The 20,716-nt window shown below is 34.9% G+C and carries 23 protein-coding genes; 18 read left to right on the plus strand and 5 right to left on the minus strand.

The genetic code is table 11. From position 1 onward, the window contains the following. Nucleotides 1-383: 383 nt before the first annotated feature. The 4 genes from ACFFIS_RS00750 to ACFFIS_RS00765 are packed head-to-tail and all read right to left on the minus strand — an operon-like array spanning nt 384 to nt 4,465. Complete coding sequence (locus ACFFIS_RS00750; RefSeq protein WP_390185754.1) at nt 384-1,751, minus strand: aldehyde dehydrogenase; 1,368 nt, start codon at nt 1,749-1,751, stop codon at nt 384-386. 20 nt (nt 1,752-1,771) lie between these two features. Next, entirely contained in the window at nt 1,772-2,686 is a 915-nt protein-coding gene (rnz, locus tag ACFFIS_RS00755; protein ID WP_390185755.1) for a ribonuclease Z, read from the minus strand. Between the two features lie 13 nt (nt 2,687-2,699). Next, nucleotides 2,700-3,719: an NADPH dehydrogenase NamA gene (namA, locus tag ACFFIS_RS00760; protein ID WP_320379116.1), complete on the minus strand. Its 1,020-nt coding sequence runs from the start codon at nt 3,717-3,719 to the stop codon at nt 2,700-2,702. Continuing rightward, nucleotides 3,716-4,465, minus strand: coding sequence for a glycerophosphodiester phosphodiesterase (locus tag ACFFIS_RS00765; protein WP_320379115.1), 750 nt, complete (start codon nt 4,463-4,465; stop codon nt 3,716-3,718). Before ACFFIS_RS00765 ends, namA begins: the two co-directional genes overlap by 4 nt. A 151-nt stretch (nt 4,466-4,616) precedes the next feature. On the opposite strand from ACFFIS_RS00765, the gene ACFFIS_RS00770 reads away from it, so the two are divergent. Together ACFFIS_RS00770 and ACFFIS_RS00775 are read left to right on the plus strand one after the other, a co-directional pair. Beyond that, nucleotides 4,617-5,579 carry an MBL fold metallo-hydrolase gene (locus tag ACFFIS_RS00770; protein ID WP_390185756.1) on the plus strand — a complete coding sequence of 321 codons (963 nt, stop codon included), beginning with the start codon at nt 4,617-4,619 and terminating at the stop codon, nt 5,577-5,579. A 31-nt stretch (nt 5,580-5,610) separates the two neighbouring features. Then, a complete protein-coding gene (locus ACFFIS_RS00775) occupies nt 5,611-5,958 on the plus strand; it encodes an iron-sulfur cluster biosynthesis family protein (RefSeq protein ID WP_320379112.1) in 348 nt (115 codons plus the stop codon). Nucleotides 5,959-5,984: 26 nt separating this feature from the next. On the opposite strand, the gene ACFFIS_RS00780 is transcribed toward ACFFIS_RS00775, so the two are convergent. After that, a complete protein-coding gene (locus ACFFIS_RS00780; protein ID WP_320379111.1) occupies nt 5,985-6,899 on the minus strand; it encodes an aldo/keto reductase in 915 nt (304 codons plus the stop codon). Nucleotides 6,900-7,020: 121 nt separating this feature from the next. Here ACFFIS_RS00780 and ACFFIS_RS00785 point away from each other — a divergent pair, with 121 nt between their 5' ends. From ACFFIS_RS00785 to ACFFIS_RS00860, 16 genes are all read left to right on the plus strand, one after another. Next, a complete protein-coding gene (locus ACFFIS_RS00785) occupies nt 7,021-7,575 on the plus strand; it encodes an NUDIX hydrolase (protein ID WP_320379110.1) in 555 nt (184 codons plus the stop codon). Beyond that, a complete protein-coding gene (locus tag ACFFIS_RS00790; protein WP_320379109.1) occupies nt 7,569-8,744 on the plus strand; it encodes an endonuclease Q family protein in 1,176 nt (391 codons plus the stop codon). Before ACFFIS_RS00785 ends, ACFFIS_RS00790 begins: the two co-directional genes overlap by 7 nt. A gap of 113 nt (nt 8,745-8,857) precedes the next feature. After that, nucleotides 8,858-9,502, plus strand: coding sequence for a stage II sporulation protein M (gene spoIIM / locus ACFFIS_RS00795; RefSeq protein ID WP_320379108.1), 645 nt, complete (start codon nt 8,858-8,860; stop codon nt 9,500-9,502). Nucleotides 9,503-9,630: 128 nt separating this feature from the next. Beyond that, nucleotides 9,631-10,089, plus strand: coding sequence for a ferric iron uptake transcriptional regulator (fur, locus tag ACFFIS_RS00800; RefSeq protein WP_320379107.1), 459 nt, complete (start codon nt 9,631-9,633; stop codon nt 10,087-10,089). A 192-nt stretch (nt 10,090-10,281) separates the two neighbouring features. Continuing rightward, nucleotides 10,282-10,479, plus strand: a complete 198-nt coding sequence (locus tag ACFFIS_RS00805) for a DUF4227 family protein (RefSeq protein ID WP_320379799.1) — start codon at nt 10,282-10,284, stop codon at nt 10,477-10,479. Between the two features lie 4 nt (nt 10,480-10,483). Beyond that, on the plus strand, nt 10,484-11,374 hold the full coding sequence (gene xerD / locus ACFFIS_RS00810; RefSeq protein WP_320379106.1) for a site-specific tyrosine recombinase XerD: 891 nt from the start codon (nt 10,484-10,486) through the stop codon (nt 11,372-11,374). A gap of 119 nt (nt 11,375-11,493) precedes the next feature. Continuing rightward, entirely contained in the window at nt 11,494-12,672 is a 1,179-nt protein-coding gene (deoB, locus tag ACFFIS_RS00815; RefSeq protein ID WP_390185758.1) for a phosphopentomutase, read from the plus strand. Between the two features lie 15 nt (nt 12,673-12,687). Beyond that, a complete protein-coding gene (locus ACFFIS_RS00820; RefSeq protein ID WP_320379105.1) occupies nt 12,688-13,506 on the plus strand; it encodes a purine-nucleoside phosphorylase in 819 nt (272 codons plus the stop codon). Between the two features lie 10 nt (nt 13,507-13,516). Then, complete coding sequence (locus ACFFIS_RS00825) at nt 13,517-14,824, plus strand: pyrimidine-nucleoside phosphorylase (RefSeq protein WP_320379104.1); 1,308 nt, start codon at nt 13,517-13,519, stop codon at nt 14,822-14,824. A gap of 111 nt (nt 14,825-14,935) precedes the next feature. Beyond that, the gene (locus ACFFIS_RS00830; protein WP_320379103.1) at nt 14,936-16,123 is read left to right on the plus strand and encodes a D-alanyl-D-alanine carboxypeptidase family protein; all 1,188 of its coding nucleotides are present in this window, start codon (nt 14,936-14,938) and stop codon (nt 16,121-16,123) included. A gap of 94 nt (nt 16,124-16,217) precedes the next feature. Further along, nucleotides 16,218-16,571, plus strand: coding sequence for an anti-sigma F factor antagonist (spoIIAA, locus tag ACFFIS_RS00835; RefSeq protein ID WP_320379102.1), 354 nt, complete (start codon nt 16,218-16,220; stop codon nt 16,569-16,571). Next, nucleotides 16,568-17,008, plus strand: coding sequence for an anti-sigma F factor (gene spoIIAB / locus ACFFIS_RS00840; RefSeq protein ID WP_390185760.1), 441 nt, complete (start codon nt 16,568-16,570; stop codon nt 17,006-17,008). The genes spoIIAA and spoIIAB overlap by 4 nt, the downstream gene beginning before the upstream one ends. A 9-nt stretch (nt 17,009-17,017) precedes the next feature. Continuing rightward, on the plus strand, nt 17,018-17,779 hold the full coding sequence (gene sigF, locus ACFFIS_RS00845; RefSeq protein WP_390185761.1) for an RNA polymerase sporulation sigma factor SigF: 762 nt from the start codon (nt 17,018-17,020) through the stop codon (nt 17,777-17,779). Between the two features lie 212 nt (nt 17,780-17,991). Then, nucleotides 17,992-18,618 (plus strand): stage V sporulation protein AA, encoded by a 627-nt coding sequence (locus tag ACFFIS_RS00850; protein ID WP_390185762.1) that lies wholly within the window; start codon nt 17,992-17,994, stop codon nt 18,616-18,618. Continuing rightward, the gene (locus tag ACFFIS_RS00855; RefSeq protein ID WP_390185822.1) at nt 18,605-19,015 is read left to right on the plus strand and encodes a stage V sporulation protein AB; all 411 of its coding nucleotides are present in this window, start codon (nt 18,605-18,607) and stop codon (nt 19,013-19,015) included. Before ACFFIS_RS00850 ends, ACFFIS_RS00855 begins: the two co-directional genes overlap by 14 nt. A gap of 7 nt (nt 19,016-19,022) precedes the next feature. After that, entirely contained in the window at nt 19,023-20,525 is a 1,503-nt protein-coding gene (locus ACFFIS_RS00860; RefSeq protein ID WP_320379099.1) for a spore germination protein, read from the plus strand. Nucleotides 20,526-20,716 lie beyond the last annotated feature (191 nt).

The raw sequence follows: 20,716 nt of genomic DNA on the forward strand, positions 1-20,716 counted from the left end.
GTTGTACAATAAATGACGTTGGTGGTCAAATCTCGCCAGCGTCGTTTTCTTGTTTACACGAATTAATTTAATAGGCCAAAAGTAGTCGTTTGAGGATGAATATTAAATGGTGCGTACATATCGTTGTCCTACATGAAAATTGACACGCTTTCCGTGGGCACGGCTTCAGCCTCCTCGGAAGCAAAACCCGCTTCCTGTGAGGTCTTCAGACTCGTGCTGTTCATTCCCACAGGAGTCGGTCACTTTTCATTCCGGACAACTAGTATTGTGGGATGATGTTTATGAAAATGATTTATAAAATCATACGCTAGGGTAGTATCACTTCCCTAGCGTGTGATGACCAAATACATTTTTTGAACTGACTAATTAAAATGGTAAAATTATTATTTCATGATTCGTTTAACAATCTGATGTTTTAATTTGCTACCTGGATAGCGAAAAGGCAAATCAAATTTAGTTGTTTGATTTAACACACTTTTACGATGTGAAAAAGTATCGAAACTATACCTTCCATGGTATGCACCTAACCCACTAGCTCCAACTCCACCAAAGGGGAGGTTGGGATTTGCGAGATGATATAAAACATCGTTTATACATCCACCGCCAAATGAAATGTGCTCCATTATTTTATTTTGGTTTCGTTTATTTTCACCAAAATAATAAAGTGCTAAAGGTTTTTCTTCTCGCTTTAATTCAAGCAGCACTTTATTCAACTGTGTAAAAGTAATTATTGGTAAAATAGGGCCAAAAATTTCCTCTTGCATCACCGCATGTTCCCGTGTCACGTTATCTATGATTGTAGGTTCTATCTTTTGTTCAATTTCATCAATCTGTCCGCCACAAATAATTTCTCCATCATGTAGAAATTGTTCTAAACGCTTTAAATGGCTATTCGTAATGATTTTTACATACTCTTTGTTTTGAAGTGGGTACCTGCCATAAAACTGACGTATATATTTCATCATTTTCTGAACTAATTTCTTTTTAACACGATGATGGACATATATATAATCTGGGGCAACACAAGTTTGACCAGCATTTGTAAATTTACCCCAAACAATTCTTTTGGCGGCAAAGTCAATATTTGCATCGCAATCGATGATTACGGGACTTTTGCCACCAAGTTCTAATGTAATTGGTGTTACATGTTTACTTGCTGCTTCCATAACAATTTTACCGACGTTTGTACTCCCGGTAAAAAAGATATAGTCGAATTTCTGCTGTAATAATTTTTCACTTATCTGTTTATCCCCTTGTATGACGGTGAAATAATAAGGTGAGAAGTTTTCTTGAATCAAATCGTGTAAAAGTTTTGAAACATGCGAACTAAATTCTGATGGCTTTAAAATAATTGTATTACCAGCTGCAATAGCACCAATTGCAGGGGATAATGATAATTGCAATGGGTAATTCCATGGTGAAATAATCAAAGTTACCCCATAAGGCTCACGTAGAATATAACTTTGCGATCCTTTATGCGTGAGAGGGGAGTCAACTTTTTCTGGTTTCATCCATGTTTTTAAATGTTTTATAGCAAAATCAATTTCTGTGTATAAAAAGCCCAGTTCGGTCGTTAGAGATTCATGGCGTGATTTATGTAAGTCTTTTTCTAAAGCTTCGTATATCTGTATCTCACTTTTTTGCAACATTTTTTTTAGCAATTTTAATTGATTCATGCGAAATCCGTAATCTGCAGTCTGTCTTGTTAAATAATAGCTACGTTGTTTCTCAACTATCGTTTCAATCGTCATTCTTCTTCCTCCGTATTCTATTACAATGTAAATTCTGTAAAATCTTCCGCAATATATGTGTTTGGAAAAATGATACGTGCTTCTTCTAAAAGAGCTGGAATTTCATGATGTTGAAAACGAGAAGAAATATGCGTTAAAATGAGCTTTTGGACATGACCTTCTTTTGCTAATAAAGCTGCCTCCGTATTAGTAGAATGAAAATATTTATTCGCTAAATGGGCTTGATTGGCAGAAAAAGTAGCTTCATGTACTAAAACATCAACATGCTGAATAAATGTCACATTATTTTCAGTAGAACGAGTATCGCCAAGGATGGCAATTTGTTTACCAACTTTATCTGGACCAATGACATCTTCACGATGAATCACTTTTCCATTAGGTAAAGTGGTTACTTCGTTTTCTTTAATTTGCTTATAGAGAGGACCAGGCTGTACACCTAATGCTTTTAATTTGTCTACTTGTATACTACCTGGTTTATTTTTCTCTATAATACGATATCCGAAACTTAAAACGCCATGCTCAAGTTTTTTACAAATTACTTGAAAGGTATCATTATCTATAATCGTACCTTCTTCAATTTCAAAGATGTGTAGATCATATGCCAAATGGCTGCAGCTCAGTGATAAGCTTGTTTCAATGTATTTCTTTATTCCTGGTGGTCCATACACTGAAAGCGGAGTTGATCCACCTTGAAATGATCGACTACTCAAGAATCCTGGCAAACCAAAGATATGATCGCCATGTAGATGTGTAATAAAAATACGATTTATTTTTCCAGGTCTTATTGATGTATGCAAAATTTGATGTTGTGTTGCTTCTCCACAGTCAAATAGCCATATACTATTTTCTTCTTCTAATAATGTCAATGCGATTGCAGAGACATTACGTTCTTTGGACGGGGTACCAGCACCCGTACCTAAAAAGGTTAATTTCATATAATACCACCTATCATATATTCCATCCTCTTTTATATTGTGTAGGAGGCTGTAATGTAGTTTTTAATTCATTTGCCGCTTCTCTTGCCCAATAGGGATTTCGTAAAAGTGTACGTCCGACGAATATTAAATCTGCTCTGTCGTTTTGCAGTATTTCCTCCGCTTGTACACCAGACGTAATGAGACCAACTGCTCCAGTTGCAATATTGGCTTCATGTTTAAGTTTTTCACTGTATGGTACTTGATAACCCGGATAAGCGGGAACAGATACTGGGATAATACCACCAGAACTACAATCGATTAGATGAATACCTAGTGCTTTTAATAGTTTTGCAATGATAATAAAATCATTAATTGAATTCCCATTTGTGTCGTATTCATTGACAGATAAGCGTACAAATATCGGACCATCCCAATCTGTTTGAATAGCCTGAATGACCTCTTCTAATAGCCTCATTCTATTATGTAGTGTTCCACCATATTCATCCATACGCTTATTTGTAAGCGGTGATAGAAATTGATTCAGTAAATACCCATGTGCAGCATGAATTTCAATGATATGAAATCCAGCTTTTTTTGCTCGAACTGCCGCTTGCTGAAATGCTACAATTGTATCTTTAATATCTTCTCTTGTCATTGCAACAGGTGTCGCGGAATGTTCATGAAAAGGAATATTAGTTGGCGCATATATCTCAGTATTAACATCTGCTTTTCTACCAGCATGTGCTAATTGGATAGCTGAAGATGCACCATATGCATGGATTTGCTCTGTTAAACTTCTTAGACCTGGTATATGATCGTCACTCCAAATCCCTAAATCTTGCATAGATATTCTACCTTCTGGTTGAACAGCAGTTGCTTCAACCATGACAAGCCCGACTTGTCCAATTGCTCTAGAGCCATAATGTATTTGGTGGAAGGGAGTCACCAATCCATCTTCTTCCACGCAGGAATACATACACATAGGAGACATCACAAGTCGATTTTTTAGTTCTATATTTTTGAAAGTGATAGGCGAAAAAAGCTTAGTCATGTTTGCATCCTCCTTTTAAAAGATTTTCGTGTTTGGACTGCTTTATAAGGTAAATCTGTAAATATACCTTGACAACCGTATTGAAAGCATTTTATCATTTTTCGCGTTCGATTAATCGTATATGCACGAACAGGTATATCTTGTTTTACACTTTGCTCTATTAGTTTTTTCGTAATCAGGTGATATTTGATATGAATAGCATCAGCACCTAATTCCTTAGCAAATAAGGGAAGATGTTTTTTTCTTGTTGAAGTTAAAAAAGCAATTTCAATATTGGAGCGATACGGTTGTAATTTCTGAATGCTTTTTTGACTAAAAGTTGAAATAATCGTACGATCTAAAACTTTATAATATGTAAGCATTTCGTAAACAATTGCTTCAAGGTGCTTATAATCTATTTTATTATTTTTTAGTTCAATATTTAAATATAATGGCTTATTATAAAACCAATCCAAAAATGCTTCTAATGAAATAATGGACGTGCCTGTAAATGCATCAGAAAACCATGAACCAGCATCGAGTTTACGTAATTCCTGCATCGTATAATCTTTTACATATCCTTTTCCATCTGTCGTTCGATTTAGTCGCTCATCATGTATTAAAACAGGAATATGATCCTTTGTTAATTGTACATCTGTTTCAATTCCATCCGCACCAGCGTCATAAGCGAGTTTAAATGCATACATCGTGTTTTCCGGTGCAAAAAAACTTGCTCCTCGGTGAGCAAAAACTTTTGTGATGATCATTCACCTCTTTTCTTTTCGTTGATTGTGAATGATTACCATTATAGTATAATCAGTTGTATTGTAAAATTAATTGTGTGACATATTTACTTATTAAAGGTAAAATAGAGGACGATAATGAATAACTATTCATTTACTTTTTGGGGGGTTCAGCATGCAGGTAATTAATCAGTCTGTTTTCCAAATTACGTTACCAACACCTTTTTCAGTAGGTGATACCCATGTTTATCTTATAAAAGGGGATATACTTTCTCTAGTTGATGCAGGTGTCAAAACAAAAGAAGCATGGGAAGCTTTAAAAGTACAGTTAGCTGAAATAGGTTATACACCACAAGACATCGAGCAAATCATATTGACGCATCATCATCCTGATCATACAGGCTTAGTTGAACAGTTCCCACGTGTTGAACATATTGTTGCACAGGAAGATGTTAATATTTGGTTGACGAAAGACGAAGCTTATTTTCAGCATTATGAGCAGTTTTTTGGTAGTTGTTTTATAAAATGGGGGGTACCAAAAAGCTATCATTATTATCTAGATAGGCTGCGCGAACCATTAGCTTTATCTGGAGAGGGGCAATTGACAAAGTCACTTCAAGAAGGGGATTATTTACCTGGGTATGAAGATTGGAATGTCATTGATACAAAAGGACATGCTCAAACACATCTATCTTTTTTTAATGAAAAACAAGGGCTGTTGATAGGTGGCGACCATCTACTATATCATATTAGCCCGAATCCTTTATTAGAAGCCCCTTATCAACATTCATTAAAAAGGACAAAACCACTTCTGCAATATCGAGCCAATGTGGAAAAGTGTTTAGATTTAAATATTAGACAAATACTACCTGGACATGGGCCAGTTTTTTCGGATATAAAAACACAGATTTTAAAACAACGTAGTAAACAAGAAAAACGTGCTCAAAAGGTTTTGCAAATTATTGAAGAAACAAAGCAGACACCGTTTGAAATTTGTAAAAAATTATTCCCGAAACATTATGAAACACAACTGGATTTAACGATGTCTGAGACAATTGGTCAATTGGATTACTTAGAAGATCTTGGTCTTGTTTTTTCAGCTGAGCAAAATGGTGTATGCTATTATGAAAAAGTGTAGTATTTTCATGAAATGAAGGGACGGGATACATATGCAATTAAAAATAACTGATGAGGCAGTTGAGCAATTACAAACACTTAACCATGAAAATAAACAATTTCTTCTCCTTTGGTATGATATAGAAGGTTGTGGTTGTGGTGTAAATGGTGTTCCAACTATTCGTTTTGTTAATGAAGTAAAAGATTATCATGTGTCAGTAAAAAATGAAGTATTTAAAACCTATATTTCTGAGCAACAAATGACATTTTTTGCACCGACAATGATTCTGCAATTTATGCAAGGTGCTTTTCGGTTATCTAGTCCAAACGAAATATTAAATCCATTTATATCTATATCTAGCATTAACCAACCATTAGAAGAAGGGACGGAGGCAAGATAGTTGCCTCCTTTTCGTTATTTGTTTTTTTATCTATGAGCAGTATATTTATTTTCTTTCGTTAGCTGTTGAAGCTTCACGTACAGTTGTTCAAAAGGTATATCTCGTTTTATGATATTTTCTTTTACTTGTCGAACCGTACTTGCGCCAAAAACAGCTGAAGTAACAACGGGATGTTGTAATACAAATGCTAATGCTAGTTGATTGATTGTAATTTGATCTGTACTTATTTCCTGGAGCGCTCGAAAAAGTACTTTTAATTGATCGTATGTATAATCCAAATAGCCATCTCTAGCTTTTTTGTCGATAACGTGTTCACCACCGTTTGCCAACATTCCTTTGGCTAACGGGCCTCGTGCTAGTACACTCACATTATTTTTATGTAATAAATCAAATATTTCTTCCTCGGGTCGTCGATCTAATAAACTATACTGCATCATAACGCCTTGCATTGACGAACGATTAACGTATTCCCTGATAACGTTTGGCCGGATAGAGGAAATTCCGTATTCTCGAATTGTACCTTCCTTTTTTAAGTGCTCGAACGCTTCAATTGTATCATCGATGTTGTCCGCAATTGTACCACCATGTAAAAGTACGAGGTCTATATAATCTGTTTGGAGCCGATGTGCACTATCTTTTACGGCTTGTAATATATAAGTTTTTGAAGGATCCCAAAACCATGACTTGTCTTTTCGGTTAAAGTGATTACCGACTTTTGTCGTTAAAATGATTTGATCACGTCTATTTCTAATCGCTTCACCGACGATTTCTTCATTCATACCAAAATCATATAGGTCAGCTGTATCGAGATGATTGACACCATGATCCAAGGCAACATCAATAATATTTTTTGCGTGTGTTTTATTTGTGCCTAAGGACATACAACCTAATGTTAGTTCTGATATGAATATATCCGAAGATCCTAATTGATTTTTATGCAAATCACAACACTCCTTTTTATAGTCTATATGATTAGTTTAAAAAGAGTGATAGATGAAAACAAGCCAGACGATTGGATAGTTATGCTACAATAAAATAAAAAGTAAGCAAGGGATGAGAATAATGAAGAAATTTGAAGAGAAAACGATTCATACAGAAAAAATATTTCAAGGGAAAGTAATTGATTTACAAATAGATGATGTACAATTACCTAACGGAAAAACTTCAAAACGTGAAATTGTGAAACATCCTGGTGCGGTAGCAATTATTCCACTTACGACTGATAATAAAATCATTTTTGTAGAACAATATAGAAAACCACTGGAAAAATCTCTGGTAGAAATTCCAGCTGGAAAATTAGAAGTAGAAGAAAGTCCCGAGGATACTGCAATTCGTGAGTTGGAAGAGGAAACCGGATATACAACCAAACGATTACAATACATTACTTCTTTTTATACATCACCTGGCTTTGCAAATGAATTAATGTATCTTTATGTGGCAGATGATTTAGTAAAGATGGAGCATCCGCCTAAGGGAGATGAGGATGAATTCGTTGAGCTTATCATGTTAACACTTGATGAAGCAAAGGAATTAGTTGAAAAAGGTCGGATTCATGATGCAAAAACTAACTATGCAATTTTATATTTAGAGATGTTGGAGTTGAGGAAACGTTGTTAAAATCATACTTTGCAGATATGCATATTCATATTGGTCGGGATATATTTGATAGACCTGTCAAAATAACAGCAGCAAAAAGTTTGACATTAACGAATGTATTAAAGGAAGCTAGTCGCCATAAAGGAATACAACTGATTGGTGTTATTGACTGCCATGCACCAAATGTGCAAACTGAAATTAAAAATTTAATAAGTAAAAATCTAGCAACTGAATTGAGTGATGGTGGCATCCAGTTTGAAGAGGTCACCCTCCTATTAGGTTCTGAAATTGAAGTGTATGATGAATTTTGTCAAGGACCAATACATGTGTTATGTTACTTTCCGTCACTACAGCAAATAGAGAAGTTCTCAGAGTGGTTAACGACAAGAATGAAAAACATAACGTTAAGCTCTCAACGTTACTATGGAACCGCGAAGGAATTACAATATAAAGTAAAAGAATTAGAAGGCATATTTATCCCAGCCCATGTCTTTACACCTTTTAAAGGATTATATGGGAAAGGAGTTCAAAAGAGTCTTGCAGAAGTACTAGATGCAGATTTAGTTGATGGCATTGAATTAGGATTGAGTTCAGATACACACATGGCCGATCAAATTAAAGAACTCCATGACTACACATACTTGTCTAATTCAGACGCACATTCTTTAGCAAAAATAGGTCGAGAATATCAAGAGATATACATGGACAAACCGTCTTTTAAAGAATTTTACTGGGCTTTACATGAAATTGAAGGAAGAAAAATAGTGCGTAATTTTGGTATGAACCCCAAATTAGGGAAATACTATACGACGGTTTGCCAAAAGTGTTTGGAACCAGTCTCAACCGATACTCATATATGCCCAGCATGTGGCTCCAAAAAGATTATAAGAGGAGTTTTTGATCGAATTCAGGAATTAAGTGATAGCCCAATTGAGAAACGTGAGGGAAGACCGGCCTATCTATATCAAGTTCCTTTAGAGTATTTACCATCACTTGGGCCAAAAACGTATCAAAAATTACGTGAAAGTTTCCAAACTGAAATGAATATTATTCACCGTGTTCCTTATGAAAAACTACAACAAGTAATCCCACAAAAATTGGCACAAATGATTATGGATATGCGTGAGGGAAAGCTTGCAATATCGGCAGGCGGTGGCGGTAAGTATGGAAAAGTTACCGATAAGAAATAATAACAAGATTATCTTTTAAGAAATAAATGAAAGAATCGATAGAGAAGATGGTATTTTTACTAGGCACCATTCATAGCTTTTAATGAGAGCTAATTTGTGAATGGGGGATATGAATGTTTAGTAAAAAAACAGCTATATTTAATCATATGAAAAATCATGCAACCATTTATACGTTTATGGTGATTCTGTTTTTAACAGGTATTATTTTTGGTGCTGTTATTGTAAACAGTATGAATTTTGTTCAGAAACAAGATTTGTTTTTTTATCTAGAACAATTTTTTGGACAAGTTGCACATGAAAATTTTATTGACAAACAAGATATACTGAAGAACAGCTTTTTATATCATGCTAGATATTTACTATTTATATTTATTTTAGGTTTGTCTGTCATCGGATTACCTATCGTCTGGATATTACTGTTTGTTAAAGGATTAGTAATCGGGTTTTCAGTAGGATTTATAGTAAATCAGTTAGGAACAAATGGATTTATTTTGGCGTCTTTATCTATCGCACCACAAAATTTACTAATAATACCTGTATATATTATTGCGGGTAGTTTATCAATGATTTTCTCGCTTACTTTAATTAATAAATTATTTAGTAGAAGGTTTTCTAAACCCGCCTCTCTTCAACCTCTTGGGGCATACCTTATAATCTTTGTTGTTTTACTATGTATTTCATTTTGCGCTGCTGCACTTGAAGCATTTGTTGCAAATGGAGCGATGGAATTATTAATTAAATCTTATTACAAAAAATAATTTACATTCGTATATAGAATGATTCTAAGGTTATATTTATTTTAGTTTTAAAATTACATTGATTATACTTTGACAGTAGTTTTATGTGTGCATATAATAAAGATGGGATATGAGGGAGGGGACCTGTCATGGAACATCGAATTGACCGGATAAAAAAACAACTCCATGCAAAAAGCTATAAATTAACTCCGCAACGAGAAGCGACAGTAAGAGTACTACTGGAACGTGAGGAAGATCATTTAAGTGCGGAAGATATCTACTTACTTGTTAAAGAAAAAGCACCAGAAATCGGATTGGCAACGGTCTATCGCACATTAGAACTGTTATCTGAATTAAAGATAGTAGACAAAATTAATTTTGGAGATGGTGTTTCACGATATGATCTTCGCAAAGAAGGCGCGGAACACTTTCATCATCATCTTGTATGTATCGAATGTGGGTCAGTTGAAGAGATAATGGAAGATTTATTAGTGGATGTTGAAAAAATCATTGAAAGTGATTGGGGCTTCCAAGTAAAAGACCACCGTCTCACATTTCATGGTATTTGTAAACAGTGTCAAGAAGCAACAGTAAAATCATCATCTTAGTATCTTTTAGCACAGCCTTTTTTCAATAGAAGAAAGGCTTATTTACGTGACGTTCATATAATTTTCATTTTACTTTTACCATAAAAGTGTTACATTAAAACTAGTAATATCTTTTTATATGTATATTCTCATTCTTTTTTGGCATATCTTTTAATAACACGTCTTATAGAGGGGTAGTGCCAATTGACAAGAATGATATTTGATTCTATTAAAGTATTTATAATTTTTTTGGCGTGCACCATCGTCTTTTATTTTGGATTACGAGCTATGCATTCGGAATACGAACAATTTCACCGGTACGATCATCCAGATGGTCCAGCCGTAAAAGTCTTTAATAGTGAAGAAGACTTTTTAAATCGATTTCAATTATTCTTTCGTTTTGAGGAGTAGATTCATGAATGATATACTAGAAGATTTCTTTCATTACTTACATATTGAGCGTGGACTAGCTGAAAATACACGGATATCTTATCAACGTGATTTAAAACGATACGGTGCATATATAAAGAAAGTTGCAAAAAAGAACGACTGGCAAGAGGTAAACCGACAAGATATTATTCATTTTTTAGCGATGTTAAAGGATGAAAAGAAGTCAACTGCAACGATTTCTCGGATGATATCTTCTATTCGGATGTTTCATCAATTTATGCTTCGAGAAGGAATCTTAAATCAAGATGCGAGTCAACATATTGAAATTCCAAAAAAGGAAAGAAAATTACCTGTTGTTTTGTCGACTAAAGAAGTGGAAAAATTATTATCCATAAATGGACATCGGCCTTTAGACATTCGTAATAAAGCTATGTTAGAATTACTCTATGCTACCGGGTTACGGGTGTCAGAACTTATTACATTAAAAACGACCGATTTACACTTAACGATGGGATTTATTCGCTGTATCGGTAAAGGGGAAAAAGAACGTATCATTCCGATTGGTCAAATTGCACAACGAGCAGTTGAGACCTATTTAAATGAAGCAAGAGGAAAATTATTGAAAGGGAATGGGCTTGAAAACGTTTTATTTCTGAATCAACACGGCAGACCTTTAACGAGACAAGGGTTTTGGAAGATTTTAAGGAACCTTGCGAAATCAGTACATATCCAACATGAAATTACACCACATACTTTACGTCATAGTTTTGCAACACATTTACTTGAAAATGGTGCAGATATACGTGCAGTACAAGAAATGTTAGGGCATGAAGATATTTCAACAACTCAAATATATACACATGTTACAAAAAGTCGTTTGAAAGATGTTTATCAACATTATCATCCCCGTGCATAATTTGATGCTTTAATTTACATTATGTTGTCTGACATCCTACAACATAATGATGCAGTCAACTTAAAATAAATCATAAAAACAATATTTTTAGGCATGATATTCCAAGGGAGGTACGTAATATGAAGAAATTTAAACGAATATTTTTGGTAGTAATGGATTCTGTAGGTATAGGTGAAGCTCCGGATGCGGGAAAATTTAATGATATTGGTGCAGATACGCTAGGTCATATCGCAGAGCATATGGGTGGATTAAAAATGCCGAATATGGCGAAACTTGGTTTGAGTAATATTCGGCAATTAAAGGGTGTTGAAAAAGCTGCTCATCCGATGGCACATTATACAAAAATGCAAGAAGCTTCAAATGGAAAAGATACGATGACAGGTCATTGGGAAATAATGGGTCTACGGATTGATACACCATTTCAAGTTTTTCCTGATGGGTTTCCTAATGAATTAATACATGCGTTAGAAACTAGAACAGGTCGTAAAGTTATTGGCAATAAACCAGCTTCTGGAACTGAAATTTTGGATGAGTTAGGTGCAGAGCATATGAAAACAGGTGACATGATTGTTTACACGTCTGCAGACTCCGTATTACAAATTGCAGCTCATGAAGAAATCATTCCACTTGATGAGCTTTATAGAATTTGTGAAATTGCTCGTGAATTAACACTAGATGATAAATATATGGTGGGTCGTGTTATCGCAAGACCGTTTGTGGGAAAACCGGGTAATTTTACAAGAACCCCAAATCGTCATGACTATGCACTGAAACCATTTGGACGTACCGTTATGAATGAATTAAAAGACAATGACTTCGATGTAATTGCGTTAGGGAAAATATCCGATATTTACGACGGAGAAGGTGTAACTGAAGCAATTCGAACGCTCGATAATGATGACGGAATGACGAAACTTATTGATACAATGAATAAATCCTTCCATGGAATTAGCTTTTTGAACCTAGTTGATTTTGACGCAAAATATGGCCATCGTCGAGATCCTCAAGGATATGGAGAAGCATTGGAAGCTTATGACGAAAGATTAGCTGAAGTATTAGCAAAAATGACGGATGAAGATTTATTAATCATTACGGCTGACCATGGCAACGATCCGATCCATCACGGAACAGACCATACGCGTGAATATGTTCCTTTACTTATGTACCATACACAAATTCAAGAAGGAAAACAATTACCAATTAGAAAGACGTTTGCAGACATAGGAGCAACTATTGCGGAGAACTTCCAAGTTAAAATGCCGGAACATGGTGAAAGCTTTTTGAAGGAAATAGAATAAAATGGGGGACGTAAAATGAATATGGAAAAGGTTAGAGAAACTAGTGAGTATATTAAAGAGAAATTGTCCATACAACCTAAAATTGGATTAATTTTAGGTTCGGGTCTTGGTGTGTTAGCTGACAACATTGAAAATCCTGTTCATTTACCTTATACAGACATACCACATTTCCCAAAATCTACAGTCGCTGGTCATAAAGGGCAACTAGTTATAGGAACACTTCAAGGTAAGCAAGTGGTTGCGATGCAAGGCAGGTTTCATTATTATGAAGGTTATTCCATGGAACAAGTAACATTTCCAGTTCGTGTAATGAAACAGCTAGGTATTGAAACGATCATCGTTACAAATGCTGCTGGTGGTGTGAATGAACAATTTAAACCTGGTGATTTAATGATTATTACGGACCACCTTAATAACATGGGAGTGAATCCATTAATAGGGCCGAATGATGAATCACTAGGTGAGCGTTTTCCAGATATGTCAGAAGCATATAGTCGTGATTTAATTAAATTAACAAAGGACTGTGCTGAAGAACTAGAAATGTCAATTCAAGAGGGCGTTTATGTTGGAAATACAGGACCTACATATGAAACCCCAGCTGAAGTTAAAATGTTACGATTACTTGGTGGAGACGCTGTAGGTATGTCAACAGTTCCGGAAGTAATTGTAGCACGACATGGAAACATGCGTGTGCTTGGTATATCGTGTATATCAAACATGGCTGCGGGTATTTTAGATCAACCATTAAATCATGAAGAAGTAATTGAAACAACAAATCTTGTTAAAGAAAACTTTTTAGCTTTAGTAAATCGTATTATTCAAAATATGAAGTGAGGTGAAAAGGATGAGAATGTATGACATTATTGAAAAGAAACGTGATGGTAAATCTCTAAATGAGGACGAAATAGATTTCTTTATTGATGGTTATACAAATGGTACAATACCTGATTATCAAGCGAGTGCCTTATTAATGGCTATTTATTTTCAAGATATGACTGCAGCGGAACGCGCAAATTTAACAATGGCAATGGTAAAATCAGGTGATGAAATTGATTTATCAGCTATCGAGGGAATAAAGGTTGATAAACACTCTACAGGTGGTGTAGGTGATACAACGACATTAATCCTTGGTCCGCTAGTTGCCTCAGTTGGTGTACCGGTAGCTAAAATGAGCGGACGTGGTCTAGGTCATACAGGTGGTACGATTGATAAACTAGAGTCAATCCCAGGTTTTCACGTCGAAATTACTAATAATGAATTTGTAAAACTAGTGAATCATAATAAATTAGCTGTAATTGGTCAAACTGGAAACTTAACACCTGCGGATAAAAAAATCTACAGTTTACGAGACGTGACAGCGACTGTAAATTCTATTCCACTTATTGCTAGCTCCATCATGAGTAAAAAGATTGCATCAGGAGCAGACGCTATTGTACTGGATGTAAAAACTGGAACTGGCGCATTTATGAAAAACCTTGATGACGCTCGGGCACTTGCAAAAGCAATGGTTTCCATAGGAAATCACGTTGGCCGAAAAACAGCAGCAGTTATTTCGGATATGAATCAACCACTTGGTTTTGCGATAGGAAATGCACTTGAAGTCAAAGAAGCAATTGACACACTAAAAGGACATGGCCCAGAAGATTTAACTGAACTCTGTTTAGCGTTAGGTAGTCAAATGGTTGTACTTTCAAATCATGCTCAAACTTTAGAAGAAGCACGTGAAAAATTACAAGAAAGTATCGCGAGCGGAAAAGCATTTGAACAATTTAAGTTGTTTTTATCTTCCCAAGGTGGAGATGCCAAGGTAGCAGACGAACCAAAATTACTACCGCAAGCAAAAAATATGATTGCATTACCTGCAAAAGAAAGTGGAATTGTTTCAGAAATGGTAGCAAATGATATTGGTACCGCAGCAGCAATGCTTGGAGCAGGTAGAACTACGAAAGAATCTGAAATTGATTTGGCAGTAGGTATTGTACTCCATAAAAAAATTGGAGATCGCGTAGAAAAAGGTGAACCACTATTGACCATACACGCGAATCAAGAAGATGTAGAAACAGTGAAAGAAAAACTTTATGAGAGTATTACGATCTCAGATGGACATATAGAAAAACCTCCGCTTATTTATGATTTGATAATGGAAGGTTAAAGAAAAAGCACATTTTTAGGTGTGCTTTTTCTTTTTTAGAAATGATTTTCAGTTATAAAGAATGAACATTATGGGAACCCTATTTGTATTATTGATGATGGAGGTAACCATATGAAGAAGAAACTAGCTTTATATTTACTAGTAATTGGATTAATCTTGTCAACGACATCGATACATGTTCTCGCTGAGGAAAGTAGCTCAAATAATAGAAATGATAGTCCGGAACTAGCTAAGGATGTAAAATCTGCTATTTTAATTGAACGTGATACTGGTAAAATACTTTTTGAAAAAGAGGCTCATGAACAATTGCCGCCTGCTAGTATGGTAAAAATCATGACGTTATTACTCGTTATGGAAGAAATCGATAAAGGAAATTTAAAAAAAGATGAACTTATATCGATTAGTGAAAATGCAGCTAATATGGGTGGATCACAAATATTTTTAGAAGCCGGCGAAGAAATGACTGTAGACGATTTGCTAAAAGGCATTGCAATCGCTTCTGGAAATGATGCTAGTGTGGCATTAGCAGAGAGAGTGGCTGGTAGTGAAGAGGCGTTTGTAAAAAAAATGAATGAAAAAGTGCAAGCTTTACAATTAAAAAATACTAAATTTCAAAATGCATCAGGTTTACCGGCTAAAGAGCAATATTCTACCGCATACGATATGGCAAGGATTGCAAAAGAGTTATTGAAATATGAAGATATTACAAACTACACATCTATTTATGAAGATTATTTGCGTAAAGGAAAAGAAAATGAGTTTTGGCTTGTCAATACGAATAAGCTCGTTAGATTTTATAAAGGTGTTGATGGCTTAAAAACAGGTTATACAAATGAGGCTGGCTATTGCCTAACATCTACGGCTAAAAAACAAGATATGCGGGTTATTTCGGTCGTAATGGGTGCTGACACAATTAAAAAGCGAAATGCGACAACTTCGAGCATGTTAGATTATGCTTTTAATCACTTTGAAACAAAAAAGTTATTTGATAAAGGACAAATTGTTACTTCAATCGAAATGTTAAAAGCAGAAAATGAAAAAATAGATGTTGTTACATCACAATCTATAAGTACAATTTCACAAAAGGGTGAAGATGTTGGTAAAATTAAGACAACTGTCCATTTAGATCAAAACTTTACATTGCCTTTAAAGAAAGGTGATATAGTAGGAGAACTAGTTATATCAAGTGGGAATAAGGAACTTTCTAAAACACCTTTAATTGTAAAGGAAGACGTAAAAGAAGCATCATATTATACACTGTTCAAAAGATCATTACGAAAGTTGTCGAAATCACAATAATAAGTTCGTAATTCTTCTACTTTTGTCTAAAAGCAGGAATCCTGCTATTCAATGGAGAAATTGTACATACCAAAGTATGTAAGGGGGACATTTCATGGGTTTGCATTATTCCTTTGATGTAAAAAAGGACGTATTAATTGTAAGACTATCTGGTGAATTAGATCATCATGAAGCGGAGGGACTTCGTCAACAATGGAAAGATAAAATGTATCACAATCCAATTAAACATGTTATTTTAAATCTAGAAGATGTTTCTTTTATGGATAGTTCAGGATTAGGTGTCATTCTTGGTCGTTACAAAGAGGTCTTGCAATTAGGTGGAGAATTAGTTGTTTGTTCTATCTCACCTTCAATCAAACGTTTGTTTGAAATGTCGGGTCTGTTTAAAATTATTCGGTTAGAAGAAAACGAGCAGTTTGCCTTAGTAACATTGGGGGTGGCTTCATGAAAAATGAAATGTGTATAGAATTTTCTAGCCTTAGTCAAAATGAATCATTTGCAAGAGTTGCTGTAGGGGCTTTTATTTCACAGCTTGATCCGACAATGGAAGAATTGACAGAGATTAAAACAGTTGTATCAGAAGCAGTGACAAATGCTATTATTCATGGTTATAACAATGAACCTCATCATAAAATTAAAGTATCTTGTTACATCTATGATGGTGAAGTTGAGATTACAATTAAAGATAATGGCATTGGTATTGTAAATGTTGAGGAAGCCAGACAACCACTTTTTACATCTAAACCAGAACTAGAACGTTCCGGAATGGGTTTTACGATTATTGAAAACTTTATGGATGCAGTTGAGGTTTTATCGGTTATCGGGGAAGGCACCACTATTCATATGAGAAAACAACTAGTAAAAAATAAAATGGCCTGTAAATAGGTTTTGCATATGAATGTAAATACAAAACAAAATAATGAGAAGCAAAATAAGACCTTAACTGATAAAGAAGTAAAGGATTTAATATATCGTAGTCAACAAGGTGATAAAGAGGCTAGAGATTACTTAGTCGAGAAAAATATACGGCTTGTCTGGTCAGTTGTACAACGATTTTTAAACCGTGGCTACGACCCCGATGATTTATTTCAGATAGGAAGTATTGGATTAATTAAATCGATTGATAAGTTTAACCTTTCTTTTGATGTCCGATTTTCTACGTATGCAGTTCCAATGATTATAGGGGAAATTCAACGATTTCTTCGAGATGATGGTAGTGTAAAAGTTAGCCGCTCTTTAAAAGAAACAGGCAACAAAATAAGGAAAAAGAAAGATGAATTAGCAAAAAAGTTTGGGCGCTCTCCGACTATTAATGAAATCGCCGAAGAACTTGAGATTACTCCTGAAGATGTTGTACATGCCGAAGAAGCTGCTAAATCGCCACAATCTATTCACGAAACAGTGTTTGAAAATGATGGAGATCCGATAACATTACTTGATCAAATTGCGGATGATAATACAAATTGGTTTGACAAGTTAACATTGGAGGAAGCGATACGTGGTATGAACGAGCGTGAGCGCTTAATACTTTATTTACGTTACTACAAGGATCAAACACAATCAGAAGTTGCTGAAAGATTAGGTATATCGCAAGTACAAGTGTCGCGATTAGAAAAAAAGATATTGGAAGAAATGAGAAGTAAAATGAAACAATAACGATAAATATAGCTAAAAAATCATCACTACGATGTGATGATTTTTTTATTTTGTAAATAAAATTTACTTTTTATCAAACAATAAGAAATACCTATTTGAGAAAAGACCTGCGGTAATATGTCAAGATAAAAATAGTTAGTTATTTATTTATCAAGGTACAATTATCTTAAAAAAGGCATAATGCCTAAATATAATATACGAGGGTTGTTATGATGAGGGAAAATATTTTCATTAGATTACGAAAAAATGTAGAATTTCATAAATTACAAGAAGTTCGATTGCACCATATTGCCTATATTTCCGCAACGACGTCAATGCAAAGGCAACTTGAAAGTATTCCCATATATCGAATGACAAAAAAGGATAAAAATATTGTTGTGATTGACCAGTACTTGATTGCTGATTTTTTACAAGAATCTTTTCCGAATCATACATTTGAATTTCTAGGACCGGCACAATCAATTATACGCATTACGACTCAGAAAAAACTGCCATCCTATATATTTGCTGTTGTTGTATGGCTCATTATATTTATTGGAACTGCCATGACTATTATTAATTTTCATTATGATGTCAGTATGCAAGAAGTACATCAAAAGATTCACTTTTTATTTACTGGAGAACATACGGAATTTCCTTTGTGGATTCAAATCCCATATTCAATAGGATTAGGGGTAGGGATGTTATTATTTTTTAACCACTGGTTTAATCGTCGGCTTAATGAAGAACCAAGTCCTCTTGAAGTAGAAATATATCACTATCAGCAAGCAATTAATCAATATGTTGCTGATAACGAAAATTTAATAAAGCGAAAAGAAAAACTTGATAAAAATCGCTGAGCTTATTATTGGTTTTTCTGGAGGGCTTGCTGTTGGATGTGGTTTTGTTGCTTTTCTAACGATGTTAGGAATTATACCTCGCCTCATACAACTAACAAAGACAATACGATTTCTCAAAGTATTTATTAGTTGTGTCATTTTAGGTACTTTGTTTGGAACCTACCTTTCTTTTACCGCGGTTCATTGGCAACAACCACTCATCCTTCTCGTTGTTTGGGGAACAATCCATGGGGTTTTTAACGGTATGCTTGCAGCGGGATTAACAGAAGTGCTAAATGTTTTTCCGATTATTACAAGAAGGATTGGAATGGAAGGACATCTTTTGTTATTCTTAATGGCATTTGTCTTTGGAAAAATTGCAGGTTCTCTTTTTCAATGGCTAGTATTAGTAAAGTAATCGGAGAATGATTGGAGTGTTACTTGTGAAAGCAAATCCAGTACCGAAAAAAATTCAAGTCGTAAATGAATACATGAAAGAGAAAATTGGTATAGATAAGTCTTATGACATGGGCTTTCGGGAAATTGTTATTTTAAAAACAAAAGTACAGCTTTACTATGTGAATGGTTTAGTAGACAGCCTCATTATTACACGTTTATTACAAGAACTTGTTAATGTGAATGATAGGGAAATTCAACAAAATAAAGTATCTTCCATTATAGAAAATCGCTTAATCCATGAACAGGTAGATAAAGTTAAGACAATGGATGAGGCAGTAGACCAAATGTTAGCTGGATTAATTCCAATCTTTGTGGATGGACAAGAATATGCGTTTATTGTAGATGTTCGGTCTTACCCTGGTAGAACTCCTGAGGAACCTGATACAGAACGAGTTATTCGTGGATCCCGGGATGGCTATACGGAAAATATCGTTGAAAATACCGGGTTGACAAGAAGAAGAATTCGTGATGAACGTTTACGAAACGTAATGACTAAAATTGGTGAGCGTTCTAAAACAGATGTTTGTATTTCCTATATACAAGATGTTGCAGATGATGATTATATTGAACATGTGAAGAGAAAGCTAGACGAAATTGATATTGATGGTATTCCAATGGCTGATAAAACAATTGAAGAATTTATTCTTGGTGGAAAATGGACACCGTTTCCGATGGTACGCTACACAGAACGACCTGATGTAGCGGCACGGCATCTCATGGATGGACATATATTATTATTTATTGATACATCTCCTAGTGTCATGATTTTACCAACAACCTATTTCAATTGCTTAGAACATGCTGAAGAATACCGGCAATCGCCAGTCATAGGTACATTTATTCGTTGGGTACGAATCTTAGCAGTAATTGCTTCCTTATTTCTTTTACCACTTTGGTTGCTATTTACTATGGATCCTAGTTTATTGCCAAAGGGATTATCATTTATAGGACCTAATGAAGAAGGAAACGTACCGATTGTCGTACAAATTATTATGGCGGATATTGGAGTCGAATTCTTACGTATGGCCGCAGTTCACACACCGACCCCTTTAGCAACTGCATTAGGCTTAATTGCGGCAGTACTCATTGGTCAGATAGCTATAGATGTTGGAATGTTTAGCCCAGAAGTTATTTTGTATGTTGCAATAAGCACAGTAGGTTCTTATGTTACACCAAGTTATGAGCTAAGTATTGCAAATAAAATCGCAAAGTTATTTTTGATTTTAACAACAGCCATTTTCGGTCTACCTGGCTTTATGATAGGTATCGTTGTGTTCACGATCTATCTTGTAAGTTTAAATGCCTTTAAGACACCTTACTTGTGGCCATTTATTCCATTTGATGCAAAATCAATGTTTCGCTTTCTTCTTAGATTACCGGTCCCGCTATTAAATATTCGTCCATCTATTGTTCATCCAAAAGACGAATTTAGCCAACCATTAAGAAAGGGAAGATCCTCAAAAAAGTGAATCAATTAAAAAAGATCAAGACATAAGGTCAGACTCCCTCGTCCGGGGTCTGACCCTTTTGGTTGTCTCAACCTCTTTGGATTACTTATATCAGTTTCTTTATGAGTAAATGGAATCTCTCTGACGGAAACTAGACAGTTATAAGAGACCCTTGCTTCAAAATAAATAGAAGGCTGAGGGAATCAACAGTC

This window comes from Paracerasibacillus soli (assembly GCF_042432965.1).
GTDB lineage: Bacteria > Bacillota > Bacilli > Bacillales > Amphibacillaceae > Paracerasibacillus > Paracerasibacillus soli.